Annotated in this window: 12 protein-coding genes, 1 tRNA gene and 1 pseudogene; 5 read left to right on the forward strand and 9 right to left on the reverse strand. The window is 42.2% G+C overall.

The window, feature by feature from the left end:
• The first annotated feature begins 78 nt into the window (after positions 1 to 78).
• Positions 79 to 1,134 carry a sensor histidine kinase gene (locus AS141_RS00675; protein WP_057935693.1) on the forward strand — a complete coding sequence of 352 codons (1,056 nt, stop codon included), beginning with the start codon at positions 79 to 81 and terminating at the stop codon, positions 1,132 to 1,134.
• Positions 1,135 to 1,145: 11 nt separating this feature from the next.
• On the forward strand, positions 1,146 to 1,922 hold the full coding sequence (locus AS141_RS00680; RefSeq protein WP_057935694.1) for a LytR/AlgR family response regulator transcription factor: 777 nt from the start codon (positions 1,146 to 1,148) through the stop codon (positions 1,920 to 1,922).
• 455 nt (positions 1,923 to 2,377) lie between these two features.
• Here the strand turns inward: AS141_RS00680 and AS141_RS00690 are convergent.
• Positions 2,378 to 2,466, reverse strand: a tRNA-Ser gene (locus tag AS141_RS00690).
• A gap of 297 nt (positions 2,467 to 2,763) precedes the next feature.
• Between AS141_RS00690 and AS141_RS00695 the strand changes: the two genes are divergently transcribed.
• Positions 2,764 to 3,018, forward strand: coding sequence for a hypothetical protein (locus AS141_RS00695; protein ID WP_057935696.1), 255 nt, complete (start codon positions 2,764 to 2,766; stop codon positions 3,016 to 3,018).
• 52 nt (positions 3,019 to 3,070) lie between these two features.
• Here AS141_RS00695 and AS141_RS00700 read toward each other — a convergent pair whose 3' ends face one another.
• Entirely contained in the window at positions 3,071 to 4,282 is a 1,212-nt protein-coding gene (locus tag AS141_RS00700; protein ID WP_057935697.1) for an S-adenosylmethionine:tRNA ribosyltransferase-isomerase, read from the reverse strand.
• 72 nt (positions 4,283 to 4,354) lie between these two features.
• On the opposite strand from AS141_RS00700, the gene AS141_RS00705 reads away from it, so the two are divergent.
• Complete coding sequence (locus tag AS141_RS00705; protein ID WP_057935698.1) at positions 4,355 to 5,431, forward strand: o-succinylbenzoate synthase; 1,077 nt, start codon at positions 4,355 to 4,357, stop codon at positions 5,429 to 5,431.
• Here the strand turns inward: AS141_RS00705 and AS141_RS00710 are convergent.
• Positions 5,428 to 6,567, reverse strand: coding sequence for a lactonase family protein (locus tag AS141_RS00710; RefSeq protein WP_157243345.1), 1,140 nt, complete (start codon positions 6,565 to 6,567; stop codon positions 5,428 to 5,430). The genes AS141_RS00705 and AS141_RS00710 overlap by 4 nt on opposite strands.
• A gap of 267 nt (positions 6,568 to 6,834) precedes the next feature.
• Between AS141_RS00710 and AS141_RS00715 the strand changes: the two genes are divergently transcribed.
• A complete protein-coding gene (locus AS141_RS00715; protein WP_057935700.1) occupies positions 6,835 to 9,369 on the forward strand; it encodes a phosphoenolpyruvate carboxylase in 2,535 nt (844 codons plus the stop codon).
• 394 nt (positions 9,370 to 9,763) lie between these two features.
• Here AS141_RS00715 and AS141_RS26745 read toward each other — a convergent pair whose 3' ends face one another.
• The 6 genes and pseudogenes from AS141_RS26745 to AS141_RS00745 all read right to left on the reverse strand — a co-directional run bounded on the left by AS141_RS26745 (position 9,764) and on the right by AS141_RS00745 (position 15,512).
• On the reverse strand, positions 9,764 to 9,973 hold the full coding sequence (locus AS141_RS26745; protein WP_057935701.1) for a nucleotidyltransferase domain-containing protein: 210 nt from the start codon (positions 9,971 to 9,973) through the stop codon (positions 9,764 to 9,766).
• Positions 9,948 to 10,366: pseudogene (locus tag AS141_RS27320) on the reverse strand (nucleotidyltransferase substrate binding protein). Before AS141_RS27320 ends, AS141_RS26745 begins: the two are co-directional and overlap by 26 nt.
• 117 nt (positions 10,367 to 10,483) lie before the next feature.
• Positions 10,484 to 13,117, reverse strand: coding sequence for a valine--tRNA ligase (locus AS141_RS00730; protein ID WP_057935702.1), 2,634 nt, complete (start codon positions 13,115 to 13,117; stop codon positions 10,484 to 10,486).
• A gap of 398 nt (positions 13,118 to 13,515) precedes the next feature.
• Entirely contained in the window at positions 13,516 to 13,878 is a 363-nt protein-coding gene (locus AS141_RS00735; RefSeq protein WP_057935703.1) for a DUF4260 domain-containing protein, read from the reverse strand.
• 72 nt (positions 13,879 to 13,950) lie between these two features.
• The gene (locus tag AS141_RS00740; RefSeq protein ID WP_057935704.1) at positions 13,951 to 14,523 is read right to left on the reverse strand and encodes a Crp/Fnr family transcriptional regulator; all 573 of its coding nucleotides are present in this window, start codon (positions 14,521 to 14,523) and stop codon (positions 13,951 to 13,953) included.
• A 5-nt stretch (positions 14,524 to 14,528) separates the two neighbouring features.
• Positions 14,529 to 15,512 carry an NAD(P)-dependent alcohol dehydrogenase gene (locus AS141_RS00745; RefSeq protein WP_057935705.1) on the reverse strand — a complete coding sequence of 328 codons (984 nt, stop codon included), beginning with the start codon at positions 15,510 to 15,512 and terminating at the stop codon, positions 14,529 to 14,531.
• Between the last annotated feature and the right edge of the window lie 283 nt (positions 15,513 to 15,795).

Consider the following 15,795-nt stretch of genomic DNA (forward strand, 5'->3'; position numbering starts at 1 on the left):
TTCTTAAATTTGAAGATAGTGTACACAAATTGGATAAGATGGAAAAAGAAATGCGATCATTTTGCCCTAGCTCCTCTCATGTTTAAGCGGAAGTATTTTTGGCTCGAGTATGGGATTATTTTTACCTTTTGCACCATTGGCAGCATTATCAGATACTACATTTGGGACTTTCTAGAGCTGAAAGGTGGACTGACACTTGAGGCAGTTTTGATTTCATATATTTCCGTAGTGATTGCCTGGGAAGTCTTCCGGGGTGTCAATAGCTATCTGAACAAGGTAATGCCCTTTGAACAGGGAATCGTCAAGAGGATAGGAGTACAGCTGACGATCGGAGTATTCTTTATGAGCCTGTTCAGCTTTATTATATTATCCTACGCAGCACAGTTTTTTGAAGGTTCAATGGGCAGAATGTTCAATATAACTGCCTATGCCACCTACATCATTTTATCCTTTTTAATCAACAGTATATTTTTCGCAAAATTCTTCTTCGACCAATGGAAAAAAGGAATGCTTCAGGCTGAACGGCTTGAAAGAGAGAAAACCCAGGTACAGTTTGATAACCTTAAAAACCAACTTAACCCTCACTTTCTTTTCAATTCCATGAGTTCGCTGAACAGCCTGATATATGATAATCAGGAATTGGCCTCGGAGTTCCTTCAGAATCTTAGTAAAGTGTATCGTTATGTGCTTCAGAATGAGGAACGTACATTGGTTTCTGTCTCCAGTGAACTGGATTTTATACGTCATTTTATATTTCTGTTGGAAACACGCTTTCAGAATACTATCCAGATCCGTGTAGAAGTAAATCGCCAGCTAGGTGATTTGGGCATAGTTCCAGTCACGCTCCAGGTTCTTCTCGAAAATGCCGTAAAGCATAATCAAATGGATGAAGATCACCCCCTTCAGATCAGGATTTATTCACAACAGGACAAACTAATGGTGGTCAATTCACTTCTTCCTAAGAAGTCTGTTGAAAGCAGTAACAAGAAAGGCTTGAATAACCTCAAGTCGCTATATGCCTTTCTTACCGATATCCCAGTGGAAACCCGAAGCACTGGGGAAACTTTTGTTGTGGAAATCCCGCTGCTAAAAATGGAGAATAGCTACCTATACGATTATAAGACAGTCAGTTAAATACATGATCCATGGAGTTTTTCTTTAATACAAAACCCAGAATACTTATTATAGAAGATGAATTGTTGGTGGCCAACGGACTGATTAAAAACATCAGAGAGCTAATTCCCGAAGCCCAGATTTATCCCATCCTGACCAGTGTAAAAAAGGCGCTGCACTGGTTCGGCAAAAATGAAGTACCCGATCTTATCTTTTCAGATATCCAGCTTTCTGACGGGATTAGCTTTGATATTTTTGAGCAATATGAACCTGCTTGCCCCGTCATATTTACAACTGCGTATGATAAATATGCGCTGAAGGCCTTTGAAGTGAACAGTGTGGATTTTCTTCTAAAACCTATTGGAAAGGATGACTTGAGGAAATCCCTGGAAAAACTAAAAAAACGATGGGAGTCCTATCGGCTGCCCAACTTAAATGCGAGCCTGAGACAGAGTATTCATGGACCACTGTATTTAGAGCGCTTTCTCGTACAGCATAATCAGGGATTTATGCCTGTAATACAAGATGAAGTTGGTTGCTTTCAAAAAGAAGAGCTGATTTTTGCATGGAAAAAAGAGGGGAAGAGATACCTGACGGATTTTAATTCCATAGATGAGCTGGAATCAAAACTGAGCCCTGCTTTATTTTTTCGGGCAAATCGCCAGTACATCATCCGGATTGACAACGTATACCAGATCAAGTCCACCCACAAAGGTATTGAGGTACAGTTACACGTTCCGAATCGAATGGTACTGGATGTAAGCCGCGAAAAAACTCGAATCTTTAAAAAATGGCTGTTGGGGAATTAGGGGGATAGCTGATTGCGCCAAAGATGCTTATCATACCATGAATTTGCATACTTCAGGGTGATTTTATAGTACACAAGATCTTACATTTTTGAGCTTACCGAAAAAATCTGCCATCCATAGTGATATCAATTTAACCAATAAAAAAAGCAAGTTGATAATCTCAGGGCTGTTATCCGCCTGTTTTCAGTAGATTATTGATGAGTGTACATGCAACTATTATGGATTTGTTAGACTGTTAGTCTCATTGAAGTCAATCATCGGATTGATTAAAAGCCAAGGCTTTCAGTTCTTGTTGAACTTTTGGAATTCCAAGCAAGTAGCCAAGTTTGGCCGTTTTTTACTAAATTTTTTACAGAAATTATTATTTCCAAGGAAACCAAACCAATTCGCTACTGATTTAAAAAAAAAACAAAACCCTAACTATCAGTATTTCAGGTAGTTAGGGTTTTGAGGTGTAGAGAGTGGGGGATTCGAACCCCCGGTACGCTTTGACACGTACGACAGTTTAGCAAACTGCTGGTTTAAGCCACTCACCCAACTCTCTATAGTTGTTCTGGCTTGTAGTTTACAGAATCCCTTTTATCAATGATCTAAGGGGGGTTTGGATGGTTTCTCAACCATATCCATCTTGTAAAGCGTTGCAAATATAAGTCAATTGATCAGATTTAAGCAAATCATTGACAGATAGGATTTCTGTGGAGAAAAGTTTTCCTCTAATATGCTGAATATCAAATAAAATAATTTGACAGTTTGTTCCCGAAAATCAAAAAAATACCCTGTATAGGGTATTTTTTTTCCAGTTTGTCGCGGCTAATTTTGCTTATCATTAAAAGCCAACTATATGATTATCCAAACTTCCAACGCAAATTTCCTAATCGAGAAAAGTGAATCTAACCCTGGATGCGTCTCTATCAGCTCAAATTCTCAGGAGGAACTTTACCGCTTTTTTGGTTCTTTAGAAATTACCTACACGAATGATCCTTTATATTCCTATACGGTTCGCGCATGCAAGCAGGAATTTGCAAATGCCATGATCCTAATGGTAAAAGAGATTGACTATTCTGAATTTTTGGGATTTAGCCTTCAAACAGCCTAGTGAAAAATTGAATTCAATTTTAACGCTGATTAGGCAGATTTTGACTTAGCTTTTACTGTATCCAGAGCAAGCTGCTATCGCCATAGCTCAGAAATCTATAGTTATTTGCCAAGGCTTCGGCATATACACGCTTCCAGTCGTCACCAAGAATTGTGGCTATCAACAAGATAAGTGTAGAGCCTGGTTGGTGGAAATTTGTAATCAGTCCCTTCACTACCTTGAATTCATATCCGGGAAAAATAAATATTTCCGTGGTGCCCATAATTGTTTCAAGGCTTTTTTTGTTCATGAACTGAAGAATAGCTTCATAGGATTCTTTAGCCGTGGGTAAACTTTCCCGCTTTTCGTATGGGAACAGTTTTTCAATTCTCAAATCCTCCCCTTTACCTTCAAGCAACCTAACGCCGTACCAGTACAGACTTTCCAGTGTGCGTACAGAAGTAGTTCCTACGGTTACCACCTGGCCTAGGTGCGAGCAGATCTGTTCAATGGCCTTTATGTTGACATGGATTTGTTCACTGTGCATGGGATGCTCGGTCACCTGGCTTGCTTTTATCGGTTGAAAAGTACCTGCACTCACATGCAGTGTCACCTGGGCTTCCTTGATGCCTTTAGCCTGTAACTGCCCAAAGATCTCCGCAGTGAAATGCAGACCTGCTGTTGGTGCTGCTACAGCCCCTTCTTTTTCTGAGTAAACTGTCTGATACCTTGATTTATCCTCTTCTATCGGCTTGCGGTTTAAGTAGGGGGGTAGCGGGACCTCGCCGCTGGCTTCTACCACATCCACAAAAGCCACCTCGGAATTATCCCAACGGAACTCTACTTTACGTGTTTCTCTGTCGATCAATCTCGCCTGAAGAGTAATTGTACTATCCTTGAAAGAAATAAGTCCTTTCAGGATCTCACCATCTTTCCACTTTTTGGCATTTCCTATCATGGTCTCCCAAATTACAGGATGCTTCGCAAGCATAATCTCCGGGATTACAGTAGTGGGTGAGATAGGTTGAAGGAGAAAAATCTCAATTCTAGCCCCGGTTTCCCGTTGAAAAATCAATCGGGCAGGAATTACTTTCGTGTCATTATATACAAGCAGGGTGTCTGCAGGTAGCAAATTCGGAATGTCGCTAAAATTCAGATGTGAAATCTGTCTGTCCCTGTAATGCAAAAGCTTTGAAGCATCGCGCTTTGACAAGGGGTATTTCGCGATTTTTTCCTCAGGTAATGTATATTCGTATTCGCTTAAATCAATTGCTGGGATCTGCATACTAATGGTAATTTCTGCCTGCAAATATAGCCCAAGTCATTTCAAGTACCTTATCAAAACCCTTCTTAATCTATGTCTGATTCTTTCAAAATTACCTTTGATTACCTCAAACGAACGCTGGTTTTTAAGTTTGATGCTGGTACATCCAGGGGAGTTTTGAAGACCAAAGAGGTTTACTGGATCAAAGCTTTTCAGGAAGGCCATCCCGAAACAGTCGGGTGGGGAGAAGCCGCTCCACTGGCGAAATTGAGCCTGGATGACAGAGCTGATTTTGAGGAAGTTCTTCAAAGAACTTTGTTAGAAATTGCTGATATAAATTGGCGTAAAAATAAGGTTTTGGAGCAACTGCAGGATTCAATTCCTTTTGAATTGCCAAGCATCAGGTTTGGGTTGGAGACAGCTATTCTTGATCTTTTGAATGGGGGGGGGAAGAAGATTCTTGGAAATGGTTTCTATGATGGTGAAAAGTCCATTTCTATCAATGGCCTGATCTGGATGGGAGAAAGGGATTTTATGATGGCGCAAATCAATGAAAAGCTTGAGCAAGGTTTTGGCTGTATCAAAATGAAGATCGGCGCAATTGATTTTGGACAGGAGCTGGATCTCCTTAACTACATCAGATCTCGCTTTTCCAAAGACCAGGTTACTCTTCGTGTGGATGCAAACGGTGCTTTTTTAGCTAATGATGCAATCACAAAACTGGAACAGCTGGCCCAATACGATCTCCATAGCATAGAGCAACCCATTGCGCCGGGGAATTGGGAGGCAATGAAAAAGCTTTGCGCAGCTACACCACTGCCGATAGCGCTTGACGAGGACTTGATCGGAGTTGAAAATAAGGCGGGACTTTTAGATGAAATCCGGCCTCAACATATCATTCTAAAGCCGACTCTGCTTGGGGGGATAATGGAAACCAACGAATGGATAGCGCTTGCTGATGCTCGAAATATCGGCTGGTGGATGACCTCGGCTTTGGAGAGCAATATCGGGTTGAATGCAATTGCTCAGCTTGCAGATCAGCTGGGGGCAGAGATTCCGCAGGGACTGGGTACTGGGAAACTGTACCGGAACAACCTAAAATCACCCTTGGAAATAGAGCAGGGCAGGATTCATTATAATCCGTCCATCGCGTGGGAGGAACCTTCCTAACTGTTTAATCTGAAGAGGTAAACAGGTTTGTTTACTTTCACTTTCCAGGAAGTTTGTGTCAGTTTCCCTGTTTCTACATCCCGCTCAAAAACCACAATATCATTGCTTGCCTGATTGGCAGAGAGCAGGTATTTGCCGTCCGCAGTAAGATTGAAATTACGTGGCATGATGCCGCCGCATGATGTCTGCTGGATCAGCGAATAACTTCCGTCATCTTTTTTGGAGAAAACCGAAAGACTGTTGGCATCTCCGCGATTGGAGGCATAAATGTTCTTGCCGTCAGGTGAAATCCGAACTTCAGCAGCTCCGACTTCACCTTCATAGTCATCGGCAATCAGGGATATCCGTTGCTTAGGAGTGAGTTTTCCTTCCTTAAAATCAAATATTTCCAATACAGCTGTCAATTCTTCCACCGCAAAAATTTCAGATCCATCAGATGAAAAGACCAGATGTCTGGGCCCGTCTCCGGGCTGGGCTTTAAACGTATTGTTCAAGCTGAGGGGTTCTTTGGCAGTTGCGTCAAAACCATATACATAGATCTGATCCGTTCCCAGGTCAGCTGCAAGTAAGAATTTCCCATCTGGGCTAAATACCGTGCTGTGTACATGGGGAGCGTTTTGTCTCGACTTATTCACACTGCTCCCTTCGTGCTGAATCGTCTGAATATGGGCCAATTCTCCATTCCCGCCTATTTGATAGGCGCTTAAGCTGCCTCCGCTGTAATTTGCAACAGTAAGAAAAGCTTCATCGGGAGAGAGTGCGAGGTAGCAGGGGTGATCACCGAAACTCGGTACTTGGCTTAACTTAGTCAGTGAGTCATTCTGTGAAGAGCGGCTCAGGCTGACTATATTTCCGCCCTGAACATGGTCTATTTCTTCTAAAGAGAATACCTTGTCACCTGCAGCAGTGGCCAATACAAAGGATGGATTTTGAATACCTGGGAAAATTGTCTGTACTTCCAGTTTATTTTCCGAAGGGGTAAAATCAAGTTGGTTGATTCCCTGATTTGCTTCATCGGTATAAGTGCCTACCAAAAAAGAATAAGTTACAGAGGGTACAGTCATTTCAGTTGTTTTTTCCGTGTTACAGCCGGAAGAAAAAGCGAGGAGACCGGCCAGTAAAAGTGGGTGTTTCATAGGATTATAAGTTGTCATTCAACGGTCAGATGGAATCTCGCATGCATTATAATCATCTCAGCGTGTGACATTATTGGTCATGCTTGATCTCATACGGGAAAGGTATAGAAATATCTGCAATGACTATTTTGTCTTTTTATCGAGAAAATAGTCATTTAATTAAGAAAAAGGAAGGAAATAAGATTATTTGTTGAAGAAAACTCAATAGTTGTTTCTGTTTTTAGAATTTTCGCTAATTTGCTTATCCATTAAAACGGAAGATGAATAATGTATAAAACCTATGATACCCAAGTAGCCAAACGTTTCACCATTTACAACAGTTTATTTCTGGATCTTCCCTTCAATGACATTTACCGGACAGGAACTTTGCTTCCGATTTTAGGAACGGCATGTCAGAATGGTTTCCAAAAAGGATTGACTCCCAAAGAAATCATTGCAGGGTTCTTCGATGAATTGATGCCTGAATCGACCGAGACTCAGCAATCTGACCTGCTTTTTCAGATGATCCAATACGTGGAGCGGCAGGTAGTTTTGTTTGACTCAATAGAGGATGCCGCTTACGAGAAAATCCATGATCTGAATGGGAAAGGAACGGTAAAAGCTTTGATTGACCGTACAGACAATGATAACAAGCGGGAAGAGCTAATAGAAAAATTGAAGACTTTTTCGGTACGTCTGACACTGACTGCTCACCCTACCCAGTTTTATCCCGGAAATGTATTGGCGATCATTACTGATTTGGAAAATGCAATTCGAACCGATGATATCGGCAAGATAAATTCCTTGCTTCAGCAGCTTGGAAAAACAGGATTTACCAAGAGAGAGAAGCCAACTCCGTATGATGAGGCGGTGAGCCTGATCTGGTTTCTGGAGAATATCTTTTACCCGAGTATCTCGGATATTATGATCCGTTTGCTGGGATCTTTGAATATCCCGCTTCATGATTGGGAAAACCCAGGCCTGCTGAAAGTCGGCTTTTGGCCGGGTGGAGACCGGGACGGCAATCCATTTGTGACCCATACAATCACTAAGCAAGTAGCAGACCGCTTAAAAAAGTGGGTTCTGAAATGCTATTACCGTGATGTCCGTAAGGTTCGGAGAAGATTGACTTTCAAGCATGTGGAAGAGATTTTGATTACTATCGAGCGGGGTCTTTACGCGACTTTATTTGAAAATGATCCTGTCTATAAGACCAAAGACCAATTGCTTGCCGATTTGCTTTCTGCCAGAGAAGGACTGATCACTTATCATGAGGGGCTTTTCCTGGATGTATTGGATCAGTTCATTCTGAAGGTGAAAATATTCGGTTTTCATTTCGCCTGCATGGACATGCGGCAGGACAGCAGGAAGCACGATGCGTTGATAGAAGAGATTTTCCAGCTGCAGGGCAAGGAGCTTCAGGGAACTGAAGAAGAGCAGATCGCTGAGATCATGTCCTTGACAGGGCTACCGGAATTGCAGGCATTTCAAGACCCGTTTAACCAAGAGATACTCCAATCATTTGGGGTGATTGACTCAGTGCAGCAGGAAAGCGGGGAAGAGGTTCTCAACCGCTACATCATTTCAAACTGCCAGTCCAGGAAGCATTTGCTGGAAGTGTTCAAATTGGCCAAGCTGACCTTGGGCGCAGACAAGGAAAATCTGCCTTTGGACATAGTGCCGCTTTTCGAGACGATAGATGATTTGGCGGAAGCGCCTGAAATCATGACAAGCCTCTATAACCTTCCCGAGTACAAAGAACATTTGGCATTCAGGGGAAATAAACAGACGATCATGCTTGGTTTCTCTGACGGAACCAAGGATGGTGGATACCTTCAGGCTAACTGGTCTATACTAAGGGCAAAAGAGGAGATGACCAGAGTCTCACGGGAGAACGGAATAGAGGTCGTCTTCTTCGACGGTAGAGGCGGGCCCCCTGCGCGTGGTGGTGGGAATATGCATAATTTCTATGCTTCATTAGGTGAGAAAGTAGAAAACTCTGAGATTCAGGTTACCATCCAAGGCCAGACGATTTCTGCCAATTATGGTAAACAGGCTTCTTGTACCTATAATTTTGAGCAGCTGCTCAGTGCAGGTTTGGAAAATCATCTGTATGGTGGTGCGGATAAGAATCTGAATACAGCACAGCGAGCATTGATCGATGAGCTGGCCGGAGAAGCGTATGAATCCTATAAGAAATTCAAAAGTCACCCGAAGTTTGTCCCATATCTGGAACATGTGACCCCGTTGAAATATTTTGGAAAGACAAATATCGGTTCCAGACCTTTGAAGAGAGGAAAGGGAGAAGGGCTGAAATTTGAAGACCTTCGTGCAATTCCTTTTGTAGGTTCATGGGCGCAGATGAAGCAGAATATCCCGGGCTTTTACGGTGTGGGCGCTGCGGTAGAAGTATTGGAAAAGAAGGGGAAGTTGGGAGAATTGAAAGAACTCTACAACAGCAGTTTGTTCTTTAGGGCCCTTCTGGGGAATTCCATGCAATCGCTTACCAAGTGTTTTTATCCTGCCACCGCATATCTGAAAAAGGACAAAAATTACGGTGAATTCTGGGAGATCATGCACGAGGAGTACCTCAGGTCTATTGAGAAGCTCAAAGAGGTGTCTTCAATGGATGAACTGATGGGAGACAATAAAGTGATCAAAAAGTCAATTGAGATCCGTGAGCGGATCGTATTGCCGCTGATCACAGTGCAGCAATATGCAATCCAGAAAATCCTCGAAACTGGAAAATCCTCGGAGGTACTTGAAAAGCTGATTCTAAGAAGTATGTTCGGGATTATAAATGCAGCAAGAAACGCAGCGTAATTTCCGAATACATTTGATTTGAAAAGCTCGGTTGAACTTGTGACGTGCCCCCAAAAAGTGTCTAACTTTTTGGGGGCACGTCAATTTTTCAGTCAGGTTTTTTATGGTGTGAAGGTTTATAGTGGTTTACACCGTGAAGATGATGAACATGTGAATGCTTGATTTCAGCCTGAATCTAACGGGAAATAAAAGTGGTTACAAGCTGATTATAGTATCAAAGGCTCACAGGTATTAAAAGCAACATCGGTTGCATCATTTCGGATAATCACATTTAGATTATTTCAAGAAGAATATTTTTCCAACTCTTTCAATATGGTCAATCAGTCCCTTATGATCAAGACGATGAAAAAGAGAAAGGTCAATTTGATAGGGTAAAAGCAGATCGTCCAACTCATTAGTCTATCTTCAGCTGCTCTGTGAAAGTTGGTTTTTCACCCACTAAAGTCAGATCGATATCAGAGTTGGGACGGAATGTCCCTAAAGCCCTGGATCTATAGAGCACGGCTTTTTGAACTGTTGGATGATTTCGAAAGACTTGGTGTGTTTTTTCGATAACCTCTCTCGATAGTCCGAAATCATTACTGGTTTTTGGTTTTGTACTCATACATCTTTTCTTCCAGTTCCTTGAAAAGTTGATGGTAATTTTCTGTGATTTTGGTTGAAATTTCCTCAGCAACCTCTTCATTGTAAGTATGGAATGACTGATTTCTACTTTTGATCATTTCCATCCAGTTGTCTCCATCAGCAATCAAACTTAGGCGAAAGGCCCCCTTGTCGCATCCCGGGAGCCTGTTATTGACGAATTGCCTTGAAAAATCAAATAATCCTTCAGCAGATTCCAAGACAACTCATGAGTGAATTCAAAAGCCTGGATAAGTCCCTGTTCTTCTAAATCACTTAACTCACACTTTTTCGACAGAGAAACAGCCTTTTCGAGTTGACCAAAGGCTTTAGAATAGTTTTCCAGTCGCTGATGCCATCGTATGTCTTGTTCCATCTTTTCAAGTTAAACCAAAAAATCCCCTTTCTTCCAACATGGATGTCGAAGACCGCGTCACTGTGAGAAAGCAAAATCAAACTTTACGCCATTGCGCCTTTGGGGATTTACAAGATGCTAGTCTAGCTTCGCCAAACTCTCTTCCAGTGCCTTGATTTTAGCTTCGGCATCTGCTTGCTTCTTGCGCTCCATTTCGATTACCTGCGCAGGTGCTCCAGAGACAAATCGCTCGTTACTGAGCTTTTTCATCACAGAATTCAAGAAACCTTTCGTATAATCGATCTCTTTTTGAATGTTCTCCTTTTCCTCTTCTAAATTGATCGAACCGCCCATAGGGATAAAGCACTCATCGGACTTTACCACAAAGCTTACCGCATTTTCCACTTTCTCTGCAAAATTCAAAGAAGAGAGGTTTGCCAACTTGTTGAGAACAGCGGAGAATCTTCCGTAGAGGGCTTCGTTTTTGGTGTTGATTGTGAGATCCAATGCCTCTTTCGGAGACATGCCCTTAGAGGCACGGAGGTTTCTTACCTGTGAAACTACTTCAAACACCTGATTGGCTTCCTCGATAATCTGTAAGTCAAATCCTTTTTCCTCTGGCCAAGCGGCCAAAATCAAGGATTCTTCAACCGATCTTTCCTTGATCTGGTGCCAAAGTTCTTCGGAAATAAACGGCATAAACGGATGAAGAATTTTTAGGATATCTTCAAAAAGCGCAATGGTCTTATCGTAAGTTCTCTGATCGATAGGGTGCTGATACTCTGGCTTGATCATCTCTAGATACCAGGAGCAGAAATCTCCCCATACCAGTTTGTATGTGGCCATTAACGCATCTGAAATCCTGAATTTTTCGTAATGCCCATTGATTTCTTTCAGTGCTTGATTGAATCGGTTTTCAAACCAGGTTATACTTGAAGCATTGGCACTTCCATCTAAACTTGAATCAATTTCCCAGCCTTTTACCAGACGGAACGCATTCCAGATTTTATTTGCAAAGTTTCTTCCCTGCTCCACCAACTTGTCATCATAAGGCAAATCATTTCCCGCAGGAGAAGAGAAAAGCATCCCGGTACGTACGCCGTCAGCTCCGTTTTGGGCGATCAGATCCAGTGGATCAGGAGAGTTGCCCAGGGATTTGGACATTTTTCTACCCAATTTATCGCGGACAATCCCCGTCAGATAGACGTTTCTAAAAGGCTTCTCGCCCATGTATTCATATCCGGCAATGATCATACGTGCCACCCAGAAGAATAGGATCTCCGGTGCAGTCACCAGGTCGTTGGTAGGGTAGTAGTATTTCAGTTCCTCATTTGGCTTGCCCGAGGTGAAAACTTCTGGATCAAAAACCGAAATTGGCCAGAGCCAGGAGCTAAACCAGGTATCCAAGACATCTTCATCCTGCTGTAAATCCGCCAAGGTGAATTTACCGTCAAATTTCTCATTGGCGATTATCAAGGCTTCCTCAGCAGATTTCGCAACGACAAATTCCCCATTTGGAAGATGGTAAGCCGGAATTCTATGTCCCCACCAAAGCTGTCGGGAGATACACCAGTCTCGCACATTTTCCATCCAGGCACGGTACATGTTCTTGAATTTGGGTGGATACAACTGGATCACATCATCCATCACCGAGCTCAATGCCGGTTTGGTGATTTCATCCATTTTCAGGAACCATTGCAAAGAAAGCTTTGGCTCGATCACCGCATCCGTTCTTTCCGAATGACCCACGTTGGATTTGTAATCTTCTATTTTCTCTAACTGATCTATTTCCTTCAATTTTTTCCCGATCATCTTTCTGGCGACAAAACGATCTTCTCCTATAAGAATCTGTGCTTTCTCATTCAGTGTTCCGTCATCATTTAAGATGTCGATTACTTCCAGTTTATGCTTCAGTCCCAATTCATAGTCATTGATATCGTGCGCAGGAGTCACTTTCAGGCAGCCTGTACCAAACTCCATATCCACATACTCATCCTCAATGATCGGGATGGCACGGTTTATCAATGGAATAATAGCCTTTTTGCCCCTCAAATGAGTAAATCGGGAGTCCTTGGGATTCACACAGATCGCCACGTCGGCCATGATGGTCTCGGGACGGGTAGTGGCGATGGTAAGAATTTCATTCTCCGATCCTTCGATCTTATAGTTGATGTAATATAGTTTCGACGCGATTTCCTTGGTGATCACCTCGTCATCAGACAAGGCGGTTTTTCCCTTGGGGTCCCAGTTGACCATACGGATGCCACGATAGATTTTCCCTTTTTTATGCAAGTCCACAAAGACAGAAATTACCGCATCACTCAGACTTTTATCCATAGTAAAAGCTGTGCGGTCCCAATCGCAGGAAGCACCAAGTTTTTTCAGTTGCTCCAGGATAATTCCTCCGTATTTTTCTTTCCATTCCCAGGCATGTTCCAGAAATTTCTCACGGGTCAGGGACTTTTTGTCTATTCCCTGTTCTTTCAGCAGGTTCACCACTTTAGTCTCTGTGGCGATAGAGGCATGATCCGTTCCTGGTACCCAACAGGCATTTTTGCCCTGCATTCTGGCGCGGCGGATTAATACATCCTGAATGGTATTGTTCAGCATATGTCCCATGTGCAAGACGCCGGTGACGTTTGGTGGTGGGATTACGATGGTGTAAGGCTCTTTATTCGGATCTACTTTCGAGGAAAAAAGCTTGTGTTCCATCCAGTAGGCGTACCATTTGGCTTCGGTGGCTGCTGGATCGTATTTGCTGGCAATAGACATAATCGGAAATTAATTGAGGGGCAAAAATAGCGAAAAAGCCTATTTCGGAGGTATGATTTGGTGATCAATTGTGGATTGATTCTTTTTTTTGCCACAAAGGAGGCTGCGGAGGTTGATGCAGGAGAATATGGCTTTAGAATTGTCATGCTTCTCCAGAAGCTGGACTGTTAAACAGGTAAAAATTAAATTCTGGATATATATCTTGTCCAAATCAGTAACCTGATTTCTAAATTGGACTAAATATTTTACTATTCATCTGTTTATAATTGTTTTAAAATGGTCAGATGGAATCTCGCATGTATTCTAATCATCCCAGAGTGTGACTCTTGAGTCATGCTTGATTTCATGGAATTCAATGAAATAGAGTTGTTGAATCTTGTTTTAATTGTGTTTGGGTTTCACTTATTCTCCGTTTTCCCGATTTCTCCCAGATGCGTATGGCGAAAACTATCGTTGAATTTTAACCCATAGCCCATTATTCTGTCAAGAGAAATGTGTGCAAACAGCATGATCCCAGCGAGTACCCAATTCTCATTTTCAATGGCAAGTCCGTAAAAGGCTACGCCTGCAGCTACCAAACGATGATGGAACAGATTATATAGTAACGCCCCAATCCTAGGATTGATCAAATACCCGGTCATTCCGATGTCAGGTACCAATAAGAGTGTAGGAAACCACCACCAGGAAAAATCCAATGCGTTGAATAAATATATGGTTAGCAGAAATATTCCGGCTTCTTCCAGTTTTAATAAGTTCCTCATTTTCTTATAAATCAATGTTGAGGCAAAAGTGCAAAGGAGAAGGAAAACCGCTCTTGATAAATATCAAGAAGTTTAACTGAGTTGTTTATTTCTGATTCTACTGAATGTTTCCGGGGTCATTCCCAACATGGATGCGATGTATTGAAGTGGAACTTGGTTGAAAAGCTCCTTATTGTACTTAAAGAAATGCGTATAGCGTTCTTCGGCAGTCATGGACAAGTGGGTAAATACTCTGTCTTCTAAAAAGGTAAAGCATTTGGCGATAAACAACTTTTCAAGCTCATGCCAATTGGGAACAAGATTTCCGATGGCTTTATACGCTTCTCCACTGATTGTAAAAAGCTTGGCATCCGTTAAAGCTTCAATATTCCAGCGAGCTGGGGTGGCAAAAAGCAAACTGGAAAGATCCGTTACAAAATAGCCTGGAGTAGAAATCCATTGAGTGACTTCCTTGTCTTCGGTTTGCTTATAGATTCTAAACAGTCCTGATTTAATAAAACTAAGCTTGTTGCAAGGCACGCCTGTTTTCAAGAAAGAGTCGCCCTTTTTCAGTGTTTCCTGGTGAAAACGCGAACTTACTGCCAGCAAGCTATTCTCATCCATGACCCCAAAGTAGGTTTTTATATTTTGTTCGAGTTCTGTCATTATTCTTACTGATCAATACCGTTCACCTTAATTACAACCTTCCCTTTATGCTTTCCCTCACCAAAGTATTGGATCAACCTTGCAGTATCATCGAGGGGATAAGGACCGTCTATTTCTGGACTGATTTTATTTTGCACTACCAGCTGGGCGATTTCATCCAGTCCTTCATTTGGTTTTAGACTAAGGATTTGAAGACTTTTCGTTGAGAACAGTGAAAAAATCTTACTCCAAAAAAGTACTGAGATTAAGTTGATAGGACTGCCGCCAATGGTGACATAGATTCCAGTTGGCTTCAAGCTTCGCAGGTATGAAAATGGGGACTTGTTTGTTTTGCAATCTACAATTAGATCATACTGTTCTCCTGTCTTTGTGAAGTCAACCTTTTTGTAATCGATAACCTGATCATAGCCAAGTAATTTCATCATTGTCAATTTCTCTTCTGAGTCAACGCCGGTTACCTTACAATTGCTGAGCCTGGCCAGTTGAAGTCCTATGGTTCCTACACCTCCGCCGCCACCGTTAATGAGTACTTTATGCCCCTGCCTTATTTTTCCGATATTCCGGAGTGCCTGAAGTGCCAGGGTGGAGGCATGGGGGATAGCAGTTGCTGTTTCAAAACCCAACTCCTCCGGCTTGATAAGTACAGCGTCCTCATGGATACAGATATACTCAGCAAATGTCCCGAACCCGAACTGTGATATATCGCCATATACGGCATCCCCGACTTTCAGCTTGCTCACCATTAATCCGATTCCATCCACAACACCAGCTAGTTCCATGCCCAGGATCGGATGTTTAGGTTTGGATACCCCAAACATCAGTCTATACAGATAGGGCTTTCCACGGACTATACTCCAGTCATAATCATTGACAGCTGTAGTGTGAATTTTGATCAGAACCTCATTTTCCTTAGGAATAGGAATTGCCACTTCTTTCAATGACATCACTTCTTCAGGCAATCCGTAATTCTCAAGTACAATGGCTTTCATATGATTATAATTTGTCTTTTTAAGATCATATGGAATCTCGCATCATTATAATCATCCCAGTGTGTCATTTGCGTTATACTCAATTTCATGCGGCGTCAATAGAATAATCGTTGTCAATTAGTTTAAAAAAACGAATGGGTTGGCTACCCTTCATAGCAAGGGAGAAGATAGGCTGCAATGCTGAATATCAGATGACCAGGGACCTGATGAAAAGCCAATCTTTCTTTTTCTTCCTGTGTTTAGTGCTGAAAATAGCGAATCTTTGGTTTAAGCACTGCTAATA

Source organism: Algoriphagus resistens (genome assembly GCF_001442615.1).
GTDB lineage: Bacteria > Bacteroidota > Bacteroidia > Cytophagales > Cyclobacteriaceae > Algoriphagus > Algoriphagus resistens.

What these genes read in the sequence shown, in the direction of transcription:
- AS141_RS00695 (WP_057935696.1), top strand. Translation starts at nt 2,764, where the DNA reads ATGATTATCCAAACTTCCAACGCAAATTTCCTAATCGAGAAAAGTGAA.
- AS141_RS26745 (WP_057935701.1), bottom strand. Translation starts at nt 9,973, where the DNA reads ATGAGTACAAAACCAAAAACCAGTAATGATTTCGGACTATCGAGAGAG.
- AS141_RS00680 (WP_057935694.1), top strand. Translation starts at nt 1,146, where the DNA reads ATGGAGTTTTTCTTTAATACAAAACCCAGAATACTTATTATAGAAGAT.
- AS141_RS00705 (WP_057935698.1), top strand. Translation starts at nt 4,355, where the DNA reads ATGTCTGATTCTTTCAAAATTACCTTTGATTACCTCAAACGAACGCTG.
- AS141_RS00700 (WP_057935697.1), bottom strand. Translation starts at nt 4,282, where the DNA reads ATGCAGATCCCAGCAATTGATTTAAGCGAATACGAATATACATTACCT.
- AS141_RS00735 (WP_057935703.1), bottom strand. Translation starts at nt 13,878, where the DNA reads ATGAGGAACTTATTAAAACTGGAAGAAGCCGGAATATTTCTGCTAACC.
- AS141_RS00675 (WP_057935693.1), top strand. Translation starts at nt 79, where the DNA reads ATGTTTAAGCGGAAGTATTTTTGGCTCGAGTATGGGATTATTTTTACC.
- AS141_RS00715 (WP_057935700.1), top strand. Translation starts at nt 6,835, where the DNA reads ATGTATAAAACCTATGATACCCAAGTAGCCAAACGTTTCACCATTTAC.
- AS141_RS00730 (WP_057935702.1), bottom strand. Translation starts at nt 13,117, where the DNA reads ATGTCTATTGCCAGCAAATACGATCCAGCAGCCACCGAAGCCAAATGG.
- AS141_RS00740 (WP_057935704.1), bottom strand. Translation starts at nt 14,523, where the DNA reads ATGACAGAACTCGAACAAAATATAAAAACCTACTTTGGGGTCATGGAT.
- AS141_RS00745 (WP_057935705.1), bottom strand. Translation starts at nt 15,512, where the DNA reads ATGAAAGCCATTGTACTTGAGAATTACGGATTGCCTGAAGAAGTGATG.
- AS141_RS00710 (WP_157243345.1), bottom strand. Translation starts at nt 6,567, where the DNA reads ATGAAACACCCACTTTTACTGGCCGGTCTCCTCGCTTTTTCTTCCGGC.